This window comes from Kitasatospora sp. NPDC059827 (genome assembly GCF_042731675.1).
Lineage (GTDB): Bacteria > Actinomycetota > Actinomycetes > Streptomycetales > Streptomycetaceae > Kitasatospora.
This window is the reverse complement of sequence record NZ_JBHWIV010000033.1, coordinates 49,752-64,707: the sequence shown is the minus strand read 5'-3', so window position 1 is coordinate 64,707 and position 14,956 is coordinate 49,752. Positions and strand designations below refer to the sequence as shown.

The window sequence follows — 14,956 nt, the reverse complement described above, 5'->3', positions numbered from 1 at the left end:
CCCGCGCGGTCATGGCCTCCGGGCCCGCGCGGCGATGGCCTCGGGCTCCGTGCCGTCAGGGCCTCGGGGCCCGCGCGGTGGCGGGCCCGGAGGCCCCGGCGTGCCGTGCGGTCAGGAGCGGACGTCCAGCGCCGTCGCGTCGTGGTTGAGGAAGAACTCGGGGCGCGGGTTCGCCCACTCCGCCGGAGCGTTGCCCACCGTGTTGTAGCTGATCAGCGCGAGCGTCCGGGGCTGCCCGGACCGGTTGGGCGAGGAGCCGTGCACGATGTTGCTGCTGAACAGCACCACCGTCCCGGCGGGCCCGGTCGCCCGGTGGACGCCGTGCTCCTCGGCGAGTTCCTCGGCCACGGCCGGCGGGATCGAGTGCGACAGGTTGGCGGAGACGATGGCCGACCAGTTGTCGTCCGCGCGGCTCGCGCTGTCCGCCCGCTGTTCCTCGGCGGTCTCGTACCTGGTCGCGACGGCGTGGCTGCCGGGGATCAGCTGGAGCGGGCCGTTCTCCTCGGTGACCTCGTCCAGGAAGACGGCCGCGGTGAGCGCGTCGGGCGCGGGCATGCCGTCCTCCCGCTGCCAGAAGGTGAAGTCGCGGTGCCACTCCCAGCGGTCACCGGTGTTGGCGGCCTTCGGGTTGATCTTCCACTGGTAGACGTACATGTCCCCGCCCAGCAGCGTCCGTGCCGCGCGGGGGAGGAGCGTCTCCTCGCTGACGGTGCGCCAGGGGGCGTCCTTGCGGTGCAGGCCGTAGACGGCGCGGACGGTGCTGCCGTCCTGCTCGAAGAAGCGCTGCGGGCCGTCCTCGGCGAGGAGGGCGGGGAGCGCCCGGCGGATCTCCTGGAGGAGCTGGTCGGGGATCAGGGCGGGGAGGACGACGAAGCCGTCCCGGCGGTACCGCTCAAGGATTCCGTCGAAGTCGACATCGGGTTCGGTCATGGCACGACACTCCTGCGTCGGTGGGTGGGCGCACGTCGGTGTGCGGGTTCAACACAGTGTCACCGGCCGGTCGCGGCGGCGCTGTCCAGCAGCGCGGCCAGCTCGGCCACCGTGGGGGTCTCGAAGAGCGCGCGGAGCGGCAGTTCGACGCCCAGCTCCGAGCGGATCCGGTTGATCAGCCGGGTGGCGAGCAGCGAGTGCCCGCCGAGGTCGAAGAAGCTCCGGTCGACGTCGATGTCCGGCCTGCGCAGGACCTTGGCGAAGACCGCGCTCAGCCGCCGTTCGGTCTCGCTGGTGAACTCCCGTGGGGCGGAGGGGGGTTCGGCCTCGGGTGCGGGGAGGGCGGCCCGGTCGAGCTTGCCGTTCGGGGTCAGCGGCAGCCGGTCGAGCCATACGTAGGACGCGGGCAGCATGAAGGAGGGCAGCGTGCGGGACAGGTGCTGGCGCAGCTCCGCCGGAGTCGGGGCGGGGTCGGCGGCAGGGCCGACAACGTGATCGGGGGCGGCCGGGGCCGGGGCCGGGACGAGGTAGCCGACCAGGGTCTTCCCGCCGGGCCGGTCCTCCCGCGCCAGCACCGCCGCCCGGGCCACGGCCGGGTGCCGGGTCAGGGCCTCCTCGATCTCCCCGGGCTCCACCCGGAAGCCCCGGATCTTGACCTGGTGGTCCGCCCGGCCGAGGAAGGCCAGGGTCCCGTCGGGCAGCCACTGGGCCAGGTCGCCGGTGCGGTACATCCGCGAACCGGGCGGCCCGAACGGGTCGGGCAGGAAGCGTTCCGCGGTCCGGTCGGGCCGGCCCGCGTAGCCCCGGGCGACGCCGGCTCCGGCCAGGTGGACCTCGCCGACCACGCCGTACGGGACCAGGCGCAGGCCCGGATCCAGCAGGTACACCCGGGTGTTGGCGATCGGGCCGCCGATCGGGGCGGTGGCCGGCCAGGCGGTGCTGTCCGCTGCCGGGCTGTACGCGGTGACGGCGTGGGTCTCGGCCGGCCCGTAGACGTTGTGCAGCCGCCGGCCGGTGTCGGGGTGGTGGAAGGCGCGGGTCCGGGCGCTGGTGGTCAGCGCCTCGCCGCCCTGGTAGACGGTGCGCAGCGGGGTGAGGGCCCGTCCGTGCTCCTCGGCCGCCTCGTACAGGGCCTCGATCACCGAGGTGGGTGCGAACAGCTCGTCGACCTCGTACCGCTCGATCCACGCGGCCAGGTCCTCCGGGCTGCGGCGGATCGCGTCGGTGGGGACGACCAGGGTCTTGCCCGTCACCAGGGTGGTCAGGATCTCCTGGACGGACGCGTCGAAGCCGATCGCGCAGAACTGGGCGGTCCTGGTGCCGGGGCCGCCGGGGAAGGCGGCGCGGTGCCAGGTCAGCAGGTTGAGCAGGCCGGCGGCGGGCATCAGGACGCCCTTGGGGGTGCCGGTCGAGCCCGAGGTGTAGATCAGGTAGGCGGACTGCTGCGGGTGCAGCGGGGCGGTGCGGTCGCGGTCCTCGGGGTCGTGGTCCGGTCGCTCGGCGAGTTCCGCGGCGGTGTCGGCGGTGTCCGTCCGCAGCTGGGGGACGCCGTTCGGCAGGGCCGGCGCGGTGTCGGCGTGGGTGAGGGCGAGGACGGGGCGCGCGTCGCCGAGCAGGTGGGCGATCCGCTCGGGCGGGTAGTCCGGGTCGACCGGCAGGTAGACCGCCCCGGTCTTGAGCACCGACAGCAGGCCGACGAACATGTCCGGGGAGCGCGGCAGCAGCAGCGCGACCACCCGCTCGGGCCCGGCGCCCCGGGCGATCAGCGCGTGGGCGAGCCGGTTGGCGCGGCGGTTCAGCTCCGCGTAGCCGAGTGCCTCGCCCTCGTACAGCAGCGCCGTGGCGTCCGGGGTGCGGGCGGCCTGGTCCTGGAAGAGCTCGGGGACGGTACGCGGGGGCGGCGCGAGCTGCTCGCCGGTGCCGGTGGCCAGCAGCAGGGCGCGTTCCGCCGCGGAGACCGGGGGGAGGTCGGCGACGGGCCGGCCCGGGTCGGCCACGGCGGCGGTCAGCACCTCCAGGTAGTGCTCCGCCAGTCGCCGGATCCGGTCGCGGTCGAAGAGCTCGGTGGCGTAGACGAAGCGGCAGACCAGGCCGGTCGGGCGGCGCTCGACCTGGACCTCCAGGTCGAAGCGGGTGCTGCACCCGGCGATCTCGACGAACCCGGTGCTCAGGGCCGTTCCGGGCGCTCGGGGGGCCGGGGAGTCGTGGAGGTCCGTGTAGGTGCAGAGGACCTGGAAGGGCGCGGCGCCGGTCCGGTCGCGCCCAGGGGCGACGGCCTCGACCACCTGGGCGAAGGGGACGGCCTCGTGGGCCTGCGCCGCCGCCACCGTGCCGCGGGTGCGGCGCAGCAGCTCCCGGACGTCGGGGGAGCCGGCCAGGCTGGTGCGCAGCGCCACCGTGTTGGCGAAGAAGCCCACGACGCCGTGGAACTCCGGCTGCCGCCGGTTGGCGACCGGCGTGCCGATCACCAGGTCCGTGCCGCCGGTGCGGTGCGACAGCACGACGTTCAGGACGGCCGCCGCCAGCATGAAGGGGGTGACGCCCTCGGCCCGGCAGAGCTCGCCGACCCGGGCGGTGAGCGGCGGCGGCAGTTCGAGCAGGACGGCGTCGCCCGCGAAGCTCGGCCGCGCGGGCCGGGGGCGGTCGGTGGGCAGGTCGAGCCCGGGGAGCGGGCCGCGCAACTGCTCCTGCCAGTACCGCAGGCCGTCCCGGAACCCGCCCTCGTCGACGGCCGCGCGTTCCCGGCGCGCGTGGTCGGCGAAGGTGGCGGTCAGCGGCGGGAGTTCGGCGGCGGAGCCGGTGGTCAGGCCGTCGTAGAGCGTCCACAGTTCGGCGAGGAGGACCCGTTCGGACCAGCCGTCGATCACGCTGTGGTGGACGTTCAGCAGGAGGACGTGCCGCTCGGGCTCGGTGCGCAGGAGTGCTGCCCGGACGAGGAGTTCGCCGTCGAGGGCGAAGGGCCGACGGGCCTCGGCGGTCAGCAGGCGGCCGAGCTCGGCCTCCCGGGCGGCCGGGTCGGCTCCCTCGACGGTGCGGTACGGGACGTCGAACTCCGGTGCGGAGACGGTCTCCTGGACGAGCTCCCGGCCGTCGAAGGTGAAGCGGGTCCGCAGCGCCCCGTGCCGGCGGACCAGCTCGCGGACGGCGGTGGTGAGGGCCTCGGGCCGGAGCGGGCCGTCGATCCGGACGGCGATCGGGACGTTGTAGGCCGCGTTGCCGCCGTGCAACCGGTCGAGGAACCACAGGCGTTGCTGGGAACTCGACGCGGGAATCGGTCCGGTCGCCGGAAGGTGTTCGACCGTCGGTTTTCCGGTCGTGGTCCTACGGTTTTCGCGTAGGCGTCGAAGGAGTTCGTTCTCGGAATTCACGCCGCACCCCCGTGTCGACGGCACTGTGTCAATCGACGTGCCCGGCCTCATGGTTGTGGAAGTTCGTAGGGGGCCGGGAGATTGTGTCCGCGACGGCCCCGTTGTCGATCAATCGTCGAGTCTGCCAGGAACCGGGGAGGTTCGGTAGCCCGAGTTTTCCCCGAACGGTATTGCCCCGTCGGGAAACTCGCCGGAATCGCGCCGTACCGGCGCAGGGGCCGACGAGAGGTGAGATATTGTCATGAACTGGACATCAGGGCGGGATGATCGCCCATGGATCTTGTTCCCGGGGCCCGCCCCGTTGCAGGATCGCTCTGTCGACGCAGTCCGCACCGTACCCGACGATGGGGGATCCATGCTCTCCGCAGACGACGCGCCGACGGTCCACCGGATGGTGGAGGCCCAGGTCGGCCGCACCCCGGACGCGCTCGCGGTGGTCAGCGGGCCGGACCGGACGACCTACCGGCAGCTGAACGCCCGGGCCGACCGGCTGGCCCGGGCCCTGCGGGCCCGCGGCGTCACCCCCGGCAGCCACGTCGCGGTGGCCGTCGAACGCGGCACCGGCCTGGTCGCGGCCCTGCTGGCGGTCCTCAAGGCGGGCGCCGCCTACCTGCCGCTCGACCCCTCGTACCCGGACGGGCGGCTGCGCTTCATGGTCGAGGACGCCGAAGCCGCCGTACTGGTGACCGACCGTCACCACAGCGGCCGGGCCTGGGCCGAGGGCCTCCCGGAACTCCTGCTGGAGGACCTGGACGGGCCGCAGCACACCGAGGACCCGGACGGGCCGGACGCTCCGGACGGGCAGGCCCGCCTCGACGGCCTCGCCGGACCCGACGACCTCGCCTACCTGATCTACACCTCGGGCTCCACCGGCCTGCCCAAGGGCGTGATGGTCCGGCACGCCGGCGTGGTGAACTTCCTGGCCGACATGGTCGAGCGGTTCGCGCTGGGCCCCGAGGACCGGTTCTTCGCGATCACCACCGTCTCCTTCGACATCGCCGTGCTGGAGATCTTCGGGCCGCTGGTCAGCGGTGGCACCGTCGTACTGGCCGGGCGTGAACTGGTGCACGACCCACGGCGGCTGGCCGAGGCGGTCCGGGGCTCGGCGGCGACCCTGCTGCAGTCCACGCCCTCGCTGCTGCGCCTGCTCGTCCCCGAACTCCGGGAGCGGGTGCCGGGCCTGCGGGTCGTCGTCGGCGGCGAGGCGCTGACCGCCGAACTGGCCGGGGCGCTGGCCGGCGTGGCGTCCGCCGTCACCAACGTCTACGGGCCCACCGAGACGACCGTCTGGGCCACGGCCTGGGAGGTCGACCCCGGCGGCCGGGTGTCGATCGGGCGCCCGATCCGCGGCACCGACGTACTGGTGGTGGACGACGCGGGTGCGGCCGTCCCCGACGGCACCCCGGGCGAGCTGTGGATCGGCGGGGCCGGGGTCGCCCACGGGTACTGGCGGCGCCCCGGGCTGACCGCCGAGCGGTTCGTGCCGCACCCCGGCGCGCCGCGGGCGGGTTCCCCGCAGCCCGGCTCCCCGGAGGCCGGTTCCCCGCAGCCCGGCTTCCCGGAGGCGTCCGCCCGGGCCTACCGCACCGGTGACCTGGTGCGCCGCCGCCCGGACGGCTGCCTGGACTTCCTCGGGCGGATCGACCACGAGGTCAAGCTGCGCGGCATGCGGATCGACCTCGGCGAGGTCGAGGCGGTGCTCGGCGCCCACCCGGAGGCCTTCGCCGTCGCCGTGCTGGCCCGCGAGGACCTCCCGGGCGGCACCGTCCTGGTCGCGTACGGGGTCTGGCGGAGCGGCCGGGCGCCCGAGGTCGCCGCGCTGCGGGACTGGTGCCGCCGCAGCCTGCCGGAGCACATGGTCCCCGGCCGCTTCGTGGCCCTGGACGCACTGCCGCTGACCCCGAACGGCAAGGTCGACCGGCGGGCCCTGCCCCGCCCCGACGAAGGCCGCCCGGACCTCGGCACGCCGTACGCGGCGCCGCGGGACGAGATCGAGGGCATCATCGCCGAGGTCTGGGCCGAGGCGCTCGGGGTCCAACCGGTGGGCGTGCGGGACGACTTCTTCGAGCTGGGCGGCCACTCCCTGCTGGCGGCCGGGATCGTGGACCGGATCGAGGCCCTCACCGGACTGCGCCTTGGCGCCGAGGCGCTCTACGAACGTCCCACGGTCGAGCGGTTCACGGCCCACCTGCGGGAGGCCTTCGAGGCCGGGGCGTCGTGACCGGGGCGTCGTGACGCCGGAGGCCGACGACCACCCGGGTCGTCGGCCTCCGGCCTCCCGCGTCCGCGGCTCGCCGCCCGCGGCCCGCGGGTCACACCTTCTTGAGCACCTGCGCCACGAAGGCGTCGAGGTTGGTCATCGTGCGGGCGATCTGCTCCTCCAGCGAGAGCGACTCCTCGGGGCGGCTGACCGAGGCCGACCTGCGCTTGCCGCGCACGTACAGCGAACAGGCCAGGTCGGCGCAGATGTACGTGCCGACGGTGTTCCCCTCGCGCCCGGCCGGGCCGGCCAGCCGGGCGGAGAGCAGGGCGACCCCGCTGCCGCCGTGGATGGTGATGCACAGCGAGCAGACGTTGGTCTTCGTCAGGCTGCGCCGGACGTTCGGCGACCGCAGGGTGATCCCCACCAGGCCGTCGCCCCGCTCCACCACCAGGTAGCCGCGGTCGGGCGCGCCCGGATCCCGCCAGCCCAGGAAGTCCAGGTCGTCCCAGGGGAGTTCGGAGAGGTTGCGGGGAAGGCTGAGCCTGCGCGCCTCTCCCTTGGTGCAGTTGACGAAGGATTCACGGACTTCGTTGTCGTCGAGTGCGCGCATTTGGCAGATCCTAGCAGTGGGTTTGTGCGACACGGTCGGGAATATGACGGGTCGTTCATTCAGGAAAGGACGGAAGGGGCCTCGGTGGCAAGGGAATTCCTTGCCACCAGGGCGTCCCGGTCGACCTTTCCGCCGGGGGTCAGCGGGATCTCCGGGAGTACGGTGAGGAGGGTCGGCACCATGAACTCGGGCAACCGGGCGACCAGATGGGCGCGGAGCTCCTCGGCCCGCTCCGCCCGACCGGTGCGCAGCACCACACTGGCGGCCAACCGGTCCCCCGGGGCGTCCGGTTCGGCGGGCTGGACGAAGGCGGCCGCCTGGGCCACCGCCGGGTGGCCGAGCAGCGCGGCCTCCACCTCGGCGGGTTCGATCCGGAACCCCTTGACCTTCACCTGGCGGTCGGCCCGGCCGAGGTAGTACAGCCCGCCGTCCGCGGTGCGCCGCACCAGGTCGCCGGTCCGGTACATCCGGGCGCCGGGCGGGCCGTCCGGGCAGGGCAGGAAGCGCTCGGCGGTCAGATCCGGCCGTCCGAGGTAGCCGCGGGCCAGCGCGGCGCCCGACACGTACAGTTCGCCCTCGGCCTCCGGCCCGTCGACCGGCCGCAGCCGTGCGTCCAGGACGTGGAGCCCGACGCCGTCGATGGCGGTGCCGATCGGGACGGGCCCGGGCGGCAGCTCCGTGCCCGGTTCGATCCGGTACTCCGTGCAGCCGACGGTGGCCTCGGTCGGCCCGTACTCGTTGACCACGGTGGCCTCCGGGTGCCGGGCCCGCCAGCCGGCGAGCGCGGCACCGAGCAACTGCTCGCCGCCGAGGACCAGTTCGCGGCGGGGGGAGAACTCCGCCGGGAGCAGGTCGAGGAGCGGCAGGTGCCCCGGGGTCGCCTTGAGGAAGGTGCACGGGTGCTCGCGCAGTGCGGCCCGGCCGCCGCCGCGACTGCCCGCCAGGTGCACCGCACCGCCCGCCAGCAGCGGGGCGAACAGGCCGGTGACGGTCAGGTCGAAGGCGACCGAGGACTGGACCAGCGCCACCCCGCCCGTGCTGGGGTAGGAACGCGCCGCCCAGGTCAGGTAGTTGACCACCGAGGCGTGGCACAGTACGACGCCCTTGGGCCGGCCGGTGGAGCCGGAGGTGTAGATGACGTACGCCGGGTGCTGGGGCCGCAGGCGCCGCAGGCGCTCGGTGTCCCGCACCGGGGCGGCGCTGCGGCCGACCAGGGCGAGCCCGGTCGCGGCGGAATCCAGCAGCAGCACCGGGGCCGGGGTGCGGGGCAGCGCCCCGGCGGTCGGGGCGACCGTGAGCAGCAGCGCCGGTTCGGCGTCCCGGAGCACCTGGTCGAGGCGTTCCACTGGGTACCCGGGGTCCACCGGGACGTAGGCGGCGCCGGCCTTGAGCACCCCGAGGAGGGCCACCAGCAGCGTGACCGACCGTTCCAGGGCCACCGCCACCAGGTGCTCCGGGCCGATCCCGCGCGCGATCAGCTCGCGGGCCAGCCGGTTGGCGCGCTCGTCCAGTTCCCGGTGGCTCAGCCGTTCGGCGCCGCACAGCACGGCCGTCGCGTCCGGGCAGCGCGCCATCCGGCGGGCCAGCAGCCCGGTGAGGGTGGACCCGTCGGTCCCGTCCGGGGCCGAGCCGTCCGGTGTGGCGTCAGCGCGCATGGGGCTGTCCTTCCCCGGCGCCGGGTGCGGCCGGTACGGCGGTGAACTCCGGTACGGCGGTGAACTCCGCTGTGGCGGTGAGCTCAGGTACGGCGGTGAACTCCTCGGGCCCGAGCGTGCGGTGCACCGACACGGTGCCGCCGACGGACCGGCAGGCGGCCCGGGCGTGCTCGACCTTCGCGGCCAGCTCCGGGTCGCCGGCGGGCAGCAGGACGCCCAGGTTGGTGCCGCTGTGCGCGCGGACCAGCCCGAGGCCGTCGAGCTCCGCGCAGAGCGCGCGCAGCTCGCCGGAGCCGCGGTGCGGCCGCCGCCGCAGGCTCAGTTCGGTGCTGCGGGTGGCGATCCGGCCGACCTCGGCGAGGTCCCCGGTGCGCACCGCCGTGCCCAGCGCGGTCAGCAGCCGGCCGTACTCGCGGCGTTCCTCGTCGGTGTAGTCCTTGGGGATCCGGTTGAAGCCGACGGTGTCGACCCGGCCGCCCTCGTCGTGGGCGAGGACGGTCATCGACGGCAGGAAGCCGAGCCGCTCGCGCAGCCGGACGTCCCGGTGCAGGAAGGAGACGATGCCGTCGTACATCACTCCGTCGGTCGGTTCGATCCGCCGCAGCAGGGCCTCGACCGAGGTCGGCGGCAGGGGGGTGCGCAGCGCCGCCGCGACGGCCCGGGCGGTGGCCACCAGGTCGGCGGAGGAGCTGGCCAGCCCCTTGCCCTCGGGCAGTTCGCCGGTCAGGTCCAGTTCGCCGCCGCCGGGCCGCCCGGTCAGGTCCAGCAGCAGCCCGGCCAGCCGCCGGGACTTGGCCTTGTGGGCGGGCCGGACGGTGACCCCGGGCTCCTGCGGGTCGTAGCGGAAGGTCGCGGTGCTCCAGCCGGCGATCGGGAGGGTGACCAGGAACTCCGGGCCGTCGTCGGGCAGTGCGCCCTGGAGCAGTTCGCCGAAGGTGCCGAAGGCCCGGCCGGTGCCCGTGCTGCGGCCGGGGGCCTCCCGCAGCGCGGTGGCGGCGGGCAGCTCGGTGGGGCTAGTCAACCGGGACCCCCTCGACGGGGTCGGCCTGGGCCGACCCGTGGTCCGCGGTCGGCGCCGGGTCGGCGGCCGCCCCGGGGATCTCGGTCACCCGCCGGACCGGTGACAGGGCGATGATCACAGCGGCCACCAGGAGTCCCACCGAGGCGAACACCAGGGCCGGGGAGACGCCGATCCGGTCGCCGAGGAAGCCGCCGAAGACGGCTCCCAGCGGGGCGCCGCCCATGACGACCATCCGCACCACGGCGGTCATCCGGCCCTGGAGTTCGACCGGGGTGATGGAGGTGCGGTAGGCGCGCAGGTTGATGTTGCAGACGATCACCATCGCGGAGTTCACCACGTGCATCACCAGCAGCAGCACGATCGCCGCCGCCTCCGGCACCACGGTGGCCAGCGGGGTCAGCAGCGAGGCCAGGCCGATCGCGGTCGAGGTGAACACCAGCAGCCGGCCCAGCGGCATCCGTCGGCTCATCGGCCCGGCCAGCACCGCGCCGATCAGGGCGCCCGCGCCCGAGGAGGCCAGGATGACGCCGACGAAGGTCGGGGCGAGGTCCAGGTTGCGGGTCACGAAGGCGAGGAAGAGCGGTTCGCAGGCCAGCGCGAAGAAGTTGGCGACCAGGGTGGCGAGCACCAGGACCCGCAGCAGCGGGTTGCCCAGGACGAAGCGGGCGCCCTCGGCCGCGTCCTTCCAGACCGAGCCGGGCTCGCCGGTGCTCTCCGGGGCCGGCTCGCGCCGCCGGATCCGCGAGGTGAACAGGGCGGACACCACGAAGGTGGCCGCGTTGAGGGCCATCGCGACCGGGCCGGTCAGGGCCTGGACGATCACCCCGCCGAGCGAGTGGCCGCCGATGTTGGACACCGAACTGCTCAGCTCCAGCTTGCTGTTGCCCTCGATCAGGTCGTCGCGCTCGACCAGGGCCGGCAGCAGGGAGGCGTTGCCGATGTCCGCCACCACGCTGCACAGGCCGACCAGCAGGACGACGCCGACCAGCAGCGGCACCGTCAGGGCGTCCAGCCACCAGGCGCACGGGACCAGCATCATCGTGGCCCCGCGCAGGAGGTCGGCCCCGATGATGATGGGGCGCTTGGGCTTGCGGTCCACCCAGACCCCGACGAACAGGCTCACCAGCAGGTAGGGCAGGTAGCTCGCGGCGCTGAGCACGCCCAGCTCGGAGATCGAGGCCGAGAGCGTGACCGAGGCGATCAGCGGGACGGCCACGGCCGTCATGTTGGAGCCGAGCATCGACGCGGACTGGCCGAGCCACAGGTTGCGGAAGTCGGTGTTGCGGCGCAGCACGCCGATCTGCTTGCCGGACGTCACAGTGCCAGTCCCTCGGTGAATCGTGCCATCAGTTCCGCCGGGGCCTTGAGGAAGGCGTGGTGCTCGCCGGCCAGCACCACCGGGTGGTAGCGGCCGGGGGCCGCGTACTCCCGCCAGCCGTCCATCTGGTCGGGCCGGATCTCCACGTCCCCGCTCCAGCCGATCGCGTGCACCGCCGCGTCCAGGACGACCGGGGCGTCCAGCCGGTAGTTCCGGTTGCCCGCCACGTCCTGCTCCAGGACGTCCAGCGCGAGGTCGAGGGCGGACGGCTGGACCCGGCCGCCCATCGACAGCGTCAACCGCGCCAGTTCCTCGCGCAGTTCGTCCCGGCCCAGGCCGAGGAAGCGCCCGTACGGCCCCTGGTGCGGTGCGACCTGGGAGGAGACGAAGACCGCGGTGGGCGTCGGCCGGCCGGTCCGTTGCAGGTGCAGCGCGGTGGCGAACGCGGCTAGCGCCCCGCCGCAGTGCCCGAACACGCCGAACGGACGGTCCAGGTAGGGCGCGAGCGCCTCGGCGGTCTGCTCGGCCAGCGACTCGTACGAGCCGTGGTGCGGCTCCCGCATCCGGTTCTCCCGCGCGGGCAGCTGCACCGCGCAGAGCTCGACGCCTCCGGTCCGCCGCGGCCACCCGTTGTACATGGACGCGCCGCACCCGGAGTACGGGAAGCAGAACAGCCGGGCCGCCGCGTCCGGCGACGGGCGGCGCAGCAGCCACCTCCCGGGCTTGCTGACCGTCGTCATACAGCACCTCACCTCTGGAGTCTCTCGTGCGCTCAGCGCAGCTTGGCGGTCACCGGCAGGCTCTTGATCCCGGCGACGAAGTTCGACCGCAGGTGCTCGACCGGGCCGGCGAGCTCGAACTCCCCGACCAGTCGCACCACTTCGGCGAAGAAGAGCCGCAGCGCGATCCTGGCCAGCGGGGCGCCGATGCAGTAGTGCGGGCCGAAGCCGAAGGCCAGGTGGCGGTTGGGGGAGCGGGACACGTCGAAGGCGAAGGGGTCGGCGAAGACCCGCTCGTCCCGGTTGGCGGAGCCGAGCCAGGCCACCACCGCCTCCCCGGCCCGGACCGGGACGCCGCTCAGCTCGGTGTCGACCACGCTGTAGCGCATGAAGTGGTTGGCGGGGGAGGACCAGCGCAGGCCCTCCTCCACGGCGTCCTCGACGGTGGCGGTGCCGTCCCCGAGCCGGCGGTACTGCTCCGGGTGCTCGGTGAAGGCCAGGACGGTCGCGGCCATCGCGTGCGGCGTGGTGACGTTGGCGCCCAGCAGCAGGCTGTAGCAGTTGTAGACGAGCTCCTCGCGGCGCATGGTGCGGTCCCCGACCGGCATGCTCCGCAGGAAGCCGACCAGGTCGTCCCGGGGGCCGCGGGAGCGGGCCTGCTCGGCGAAGTACGCGAACAGCTCGTGGTGGGCGCGGACCAGCTTGGCGCCCCCGCCGACCTGGTGGAAGGTGGCGTCCTCCGGGGCGACGGCCATGGTGGTGAGCCGGGCCAGGTACTCCCAGTCCTGCTCCGGCAGGCCCATCAGGGCGCCGGTGAAGGCCATCGGGAAGCCGGTGGCGGCCGCCGCGAGGTCCAGCGGGCCGCCGTCGGCGAGCGGTTGGAGCAGGGTGCGTACCAGGCGGCGGATCGCCTCCTGGTGGGGGCGCAGCCGGGCGAAGGAGAGCACCCGGGCCATCGGCTCGCGCAGGGCGCCGTGCACCGGCGGGTCGCAGGCGGCCATCATCTTGTCGCCCGCCGGGTCGCGTTCGCCGAGGATCGACAGCATGGTGCCCCGGCGGGAGGTGAAGCGGGTGTGGTCGCGCAGGACGGCGCTGACGTCGGCGTGCCGGGTCACCGAGAGGAAGGACCGGCCGTCCGGGAGGGTGCGGCGGTGCACCGGTGCCTCCCGGCGCATGACCGTCCAGACCGGGTGCGGGTCGCCCTCGGCGTAGAAGGCCGGGTCGCCGAGGTCCACCGTGTCCGGGTCGATCCGCTCCGGGTCGGGCTGCGCGGTGATCCTCATCGGCCGGCTCCGTCGTGCTCGCGCAGCACCTCGGGATCGGCGCCCTCCTCGGCCGCGGCCTCGACGACCCGCAGGGCCAGCTCGGCCACGGTCGGGTTCTCGTAGAAGGTCCGGGCGGTGATCAGCAGGTCCGTCTCGGCGGAGATCTCACCGGTGATCCGGGTGGCCATCAGCGAGTGGCCGCCCAGTTCGAAGAAGTCGTCGTCGGCGCCGATCCCGTCGATCTCCATGACCTCCTCCCACAACCGGGTCAGCCACTCCTCGGCGGCGCCGTGCGGGGGCCGGTGCTCACTGCCGACGTCCTCGCGCTCGCGGCCGCGGCGCTGCGCCAGGGCGGTGCGGTCGACCTTGCCGTTGGGGGTCAGCGGCAGGGTCTCCAGCCAGGTGAAGGTGCTCGGGACGAGGTGGCGCGGCAGTTCGGCGGCGAGGCCGGCGCGCAGTTCGGCGGAGAGCAGTTCGACGTCGCCCTGGTAGAAGGCGGCGAGCCGGCGGTCGCCGTCGGCCCGCTGCTGGAGCACCACCACGGCGGAGCGGACGTCGGGGTGGGCGCTCACGGCGGCCTCGACCTCGCCGAGTTCGACCCGGAAGCCGCGGAGCTTCACCTGGGTGTCGGTCCGGCCGAGGAAGGCGAGGGTGCCGTCCGGGGCCTGGCGGACCCGGTCGCCGGTGTCGTACATCCGGGCGCCGGGCTCGGCGGCGAAGGGGTCGGGGAGGAAGCGTTCGGCGGTCAGGTCGGGGCGGCCGAGGTAGCCGTGGGCGAGCCCCGGGCCGGCGGCGAAGAGCGTGCCGGTCCCGCCCGCGGGCACCGGCCGCAGCCGCTCGTCCAGCACGTGCACCCGGGTGCCGCCGATCGGACGGCCGATCGGCACCGGGCGCCCGTCCAGGGGTTCGCGCACCGGGTGGCAGCAGGTGAAGGTGGTGTTCTCGGTCGGCCCGTAGCCGTTGACCACGACGCCGTTCGGCAGCGCGGCGGCCGCGCGGTCGACGTGGGCGGGGGAGAGGACGTCGCCGCCGGCCACCAGGTAGCGCAGCGCCGGCAGCGGGGGGAGCCCGGCGTCGACCACCTGGTGGAACAGGCCGGCCGTCAGCCACAGCACGGTGACCCCGGCCTCGCGGACCAGCTCGGTCAACTCCCCCGGCCCGAGCGGCCCGGGCGGTGCGACGACCAGGCAGGCGCCGTTCAGCAGGGCGCCCCAGATCTCCAGGGTGGAGGCGTCGAAGGCGATCGGGGCGTGCGCCAGGAAGACGTCCTCGGGGCGGAAGGCCAGCGGGTCGCCGTCGACCACCAGGCGGTGCACGGCCCGGTGCGGGACGCTGACGCCCTTGGGGCGGCCGGTGGAGCCGGAGGTGTACGCGACGTAGGCGGTGTCCTCGGGGCCGGGGGGCGTGTCGGGCCCGCTCGTGCCGGGCCCGTTCGCGTCGGCCGCCGTGAGCACGGTGAGGGCGAGGTCCGGACCGGCCAGCACCGCGCGGGCGCCGGCGTCGGCCAGCAGGGAGGTGGCGCGGGCCGGCGGGTCCTGGGGGTCGACCGCGACGTACGCGGCCCCGGCCTTGAGCACGCCGAGCAGGGCGGTCACCTGCTCCGCCGAGCGGTCGACGCGCACCCCGACCCGGTCGCCGCGCCGCACGCCGACGGCCCGGAGCCGGGCCGCGAGGGCCTCCGCCCGGGCGTCGAGCTCCCGGTAGGACAGGCGGGTGGCGCCGGACCGGACGGCGGTGGCGCCGGCCCGGTCGCGCGCGACGGACGCGAAGCGGTCGCACACGGACGTCAGGCCCCCGGTGGGGACCACTGCGGTGTCTACCGTGGCCATGGGCTGATCAACTGTCCCTTCGGGGCGGTCCGGACCGT

General features: G+C 74.6%; 10 protein-coding genes. 1 reads left to right on the top strand and 9 read right to left on the bottom strand.

What is annotated here, in order from left to right; all coding sequences use genetic code 11:
* Positions 1-111: 111 nt before the first annotated feature.
* Entirely contained in the window at positions 112-930 is an 819-nt protein-coding gene (locus ACFV8H_RS21630) for a phytanoyl-CoA dioxygenase family protein (protein ID WP_380402236.1), read from the bottom strand.
* A 59-nt stretch (positions 931-989) separates the two neighbouring features.
* Positions 990-4,349, bottom strand: coding sequence for an amino acid adenylation domain-containing protein (locus tag ACFV8H_RS21625; protein ID WP_380402233.1), 3,360 nt, complete (start codon positions 4,347-4,349; stop codon positions 990-992).
* A 304-nt stretch (positions 4,350-4,653) separates the two neighbouring features.
* On the opposite strand from ACFV8H_RS21625, the gene ACFV8H_RS21620 reads away from it, so the two are divergent.
* Positions 4,654-6,519: an amino acid adenylation domain-containing protein gene (locus tag ACFV8H_RS21620; protein WP_380402230.1), complete on the top strand. Its 1,866-nt coding sequence runs from the start codon at positions 4,654-4,656 to the stop codon at positions 6,517-6,519.
* 91 nt (positions 6,520-6,610) lie between these two features.
* Here the strand turns inward: ACFV8H_RS21620 and ACFV8H_RS21615 are convergent, their stop codons facing one another.
* From ACFV8H_RS21615 to ACFV8H_RS21585, 7 genes are read right to left on the bottom strand one after another with little or no spacing between them, the layout of a single operon-like run.
* Positions 6,611-7,111, bottom strand: coding sequence for an FBP domain-containing protein (locus tag ACFV8H_RS21615; RefSeq protein ID WP_375890486.1), 501 nt, complete (start codon positions 7,109-7,111; stop codon positions 6,611-6,613).
* A 59-nt stretch (positions 7,112-7,170) separates the two neighbouring features.
* On the bottom strand, positions 7,171-8,766 hold the full coding sequence (locus ACFV8H_RS21610; protein WP_380402228.1) for an amino acid adenylation domain-containing protein: 1,596 nt from the start codon (positions 8,764-8,766) through the stop codon (positions 7,171-7,173).
* Positions 8,756-9,787, bottom strand: coding sequence for a kinase (locus tag ACFV8H_RS21605; protein WP_380402226.1), 1,032 nt, complete (start codon positions 9,785-9,787; stop codon positions 8,756-8,758). The genes ACFV8H_RS21610 and ACFV8H_RS21605 overlap by 11 nt, the downstream gene beginning before the upstream one ends.
* Entirely contained in the window at positions 9,780-11,105 is a 1,326-nt protein-coding gene (locus tag ACFV8H_RS21600) for an MFS transporter (protein ID WP_380402223.1), read from the bottom strand. The genes ACFV8H_RS21605 and ACFV8H_RS21600 overlap by 8 nt, the downstream gene beginning before the upstream one ends.
* On the bottom strand, positions 11,102-11,845 hold the full coding sequence (locus tag ACFV8H_RS21595) for a thioesterase II family protein (RefSeq protein ID WP_380402221.1): 744 nt from the start codon (positions 11,843-11,845) through the stop codon (positions 11,102-11,104). The genes ACFV8H_RS21600 and ACFV8H_RS21595 overlap by 4 nt, the downstream gene beginning before the upstream one ends.
* A 32-nt stretch (positions 11,846-11,877) precedes the next feature.
* Positions 11,878-13,107, bottom strand: a complete 1,230-nt coding sequence (locus tag ACFV8H_RS21590) for a cytochrome P450 (RefSeq protein ID WP_380402218.1) — start codon at positions 13,105-13,107, stop codon at positions 11,878-11,880.
* The gene (locus tag ACFV8H_RS21585; protein ID WP_380402216.1) at positions 13,104-14,918 is read right to left on the bottom strand and encodes a non-ribosomal peptide synthetase; all 1,815 of its coding nucleotides are present in this window, start codon (positions 14,916-14,918) and stop codon (positions 13,104-13,106) included. The genes ACFV8H_RS21590 and ACFV8H_RS21585 overlap by 4 nt, the downstream gene beginning before the upstream one ends.
* Between the last annotated feature and the right edge of the window lie 38 nt (positions 14,919-14,956).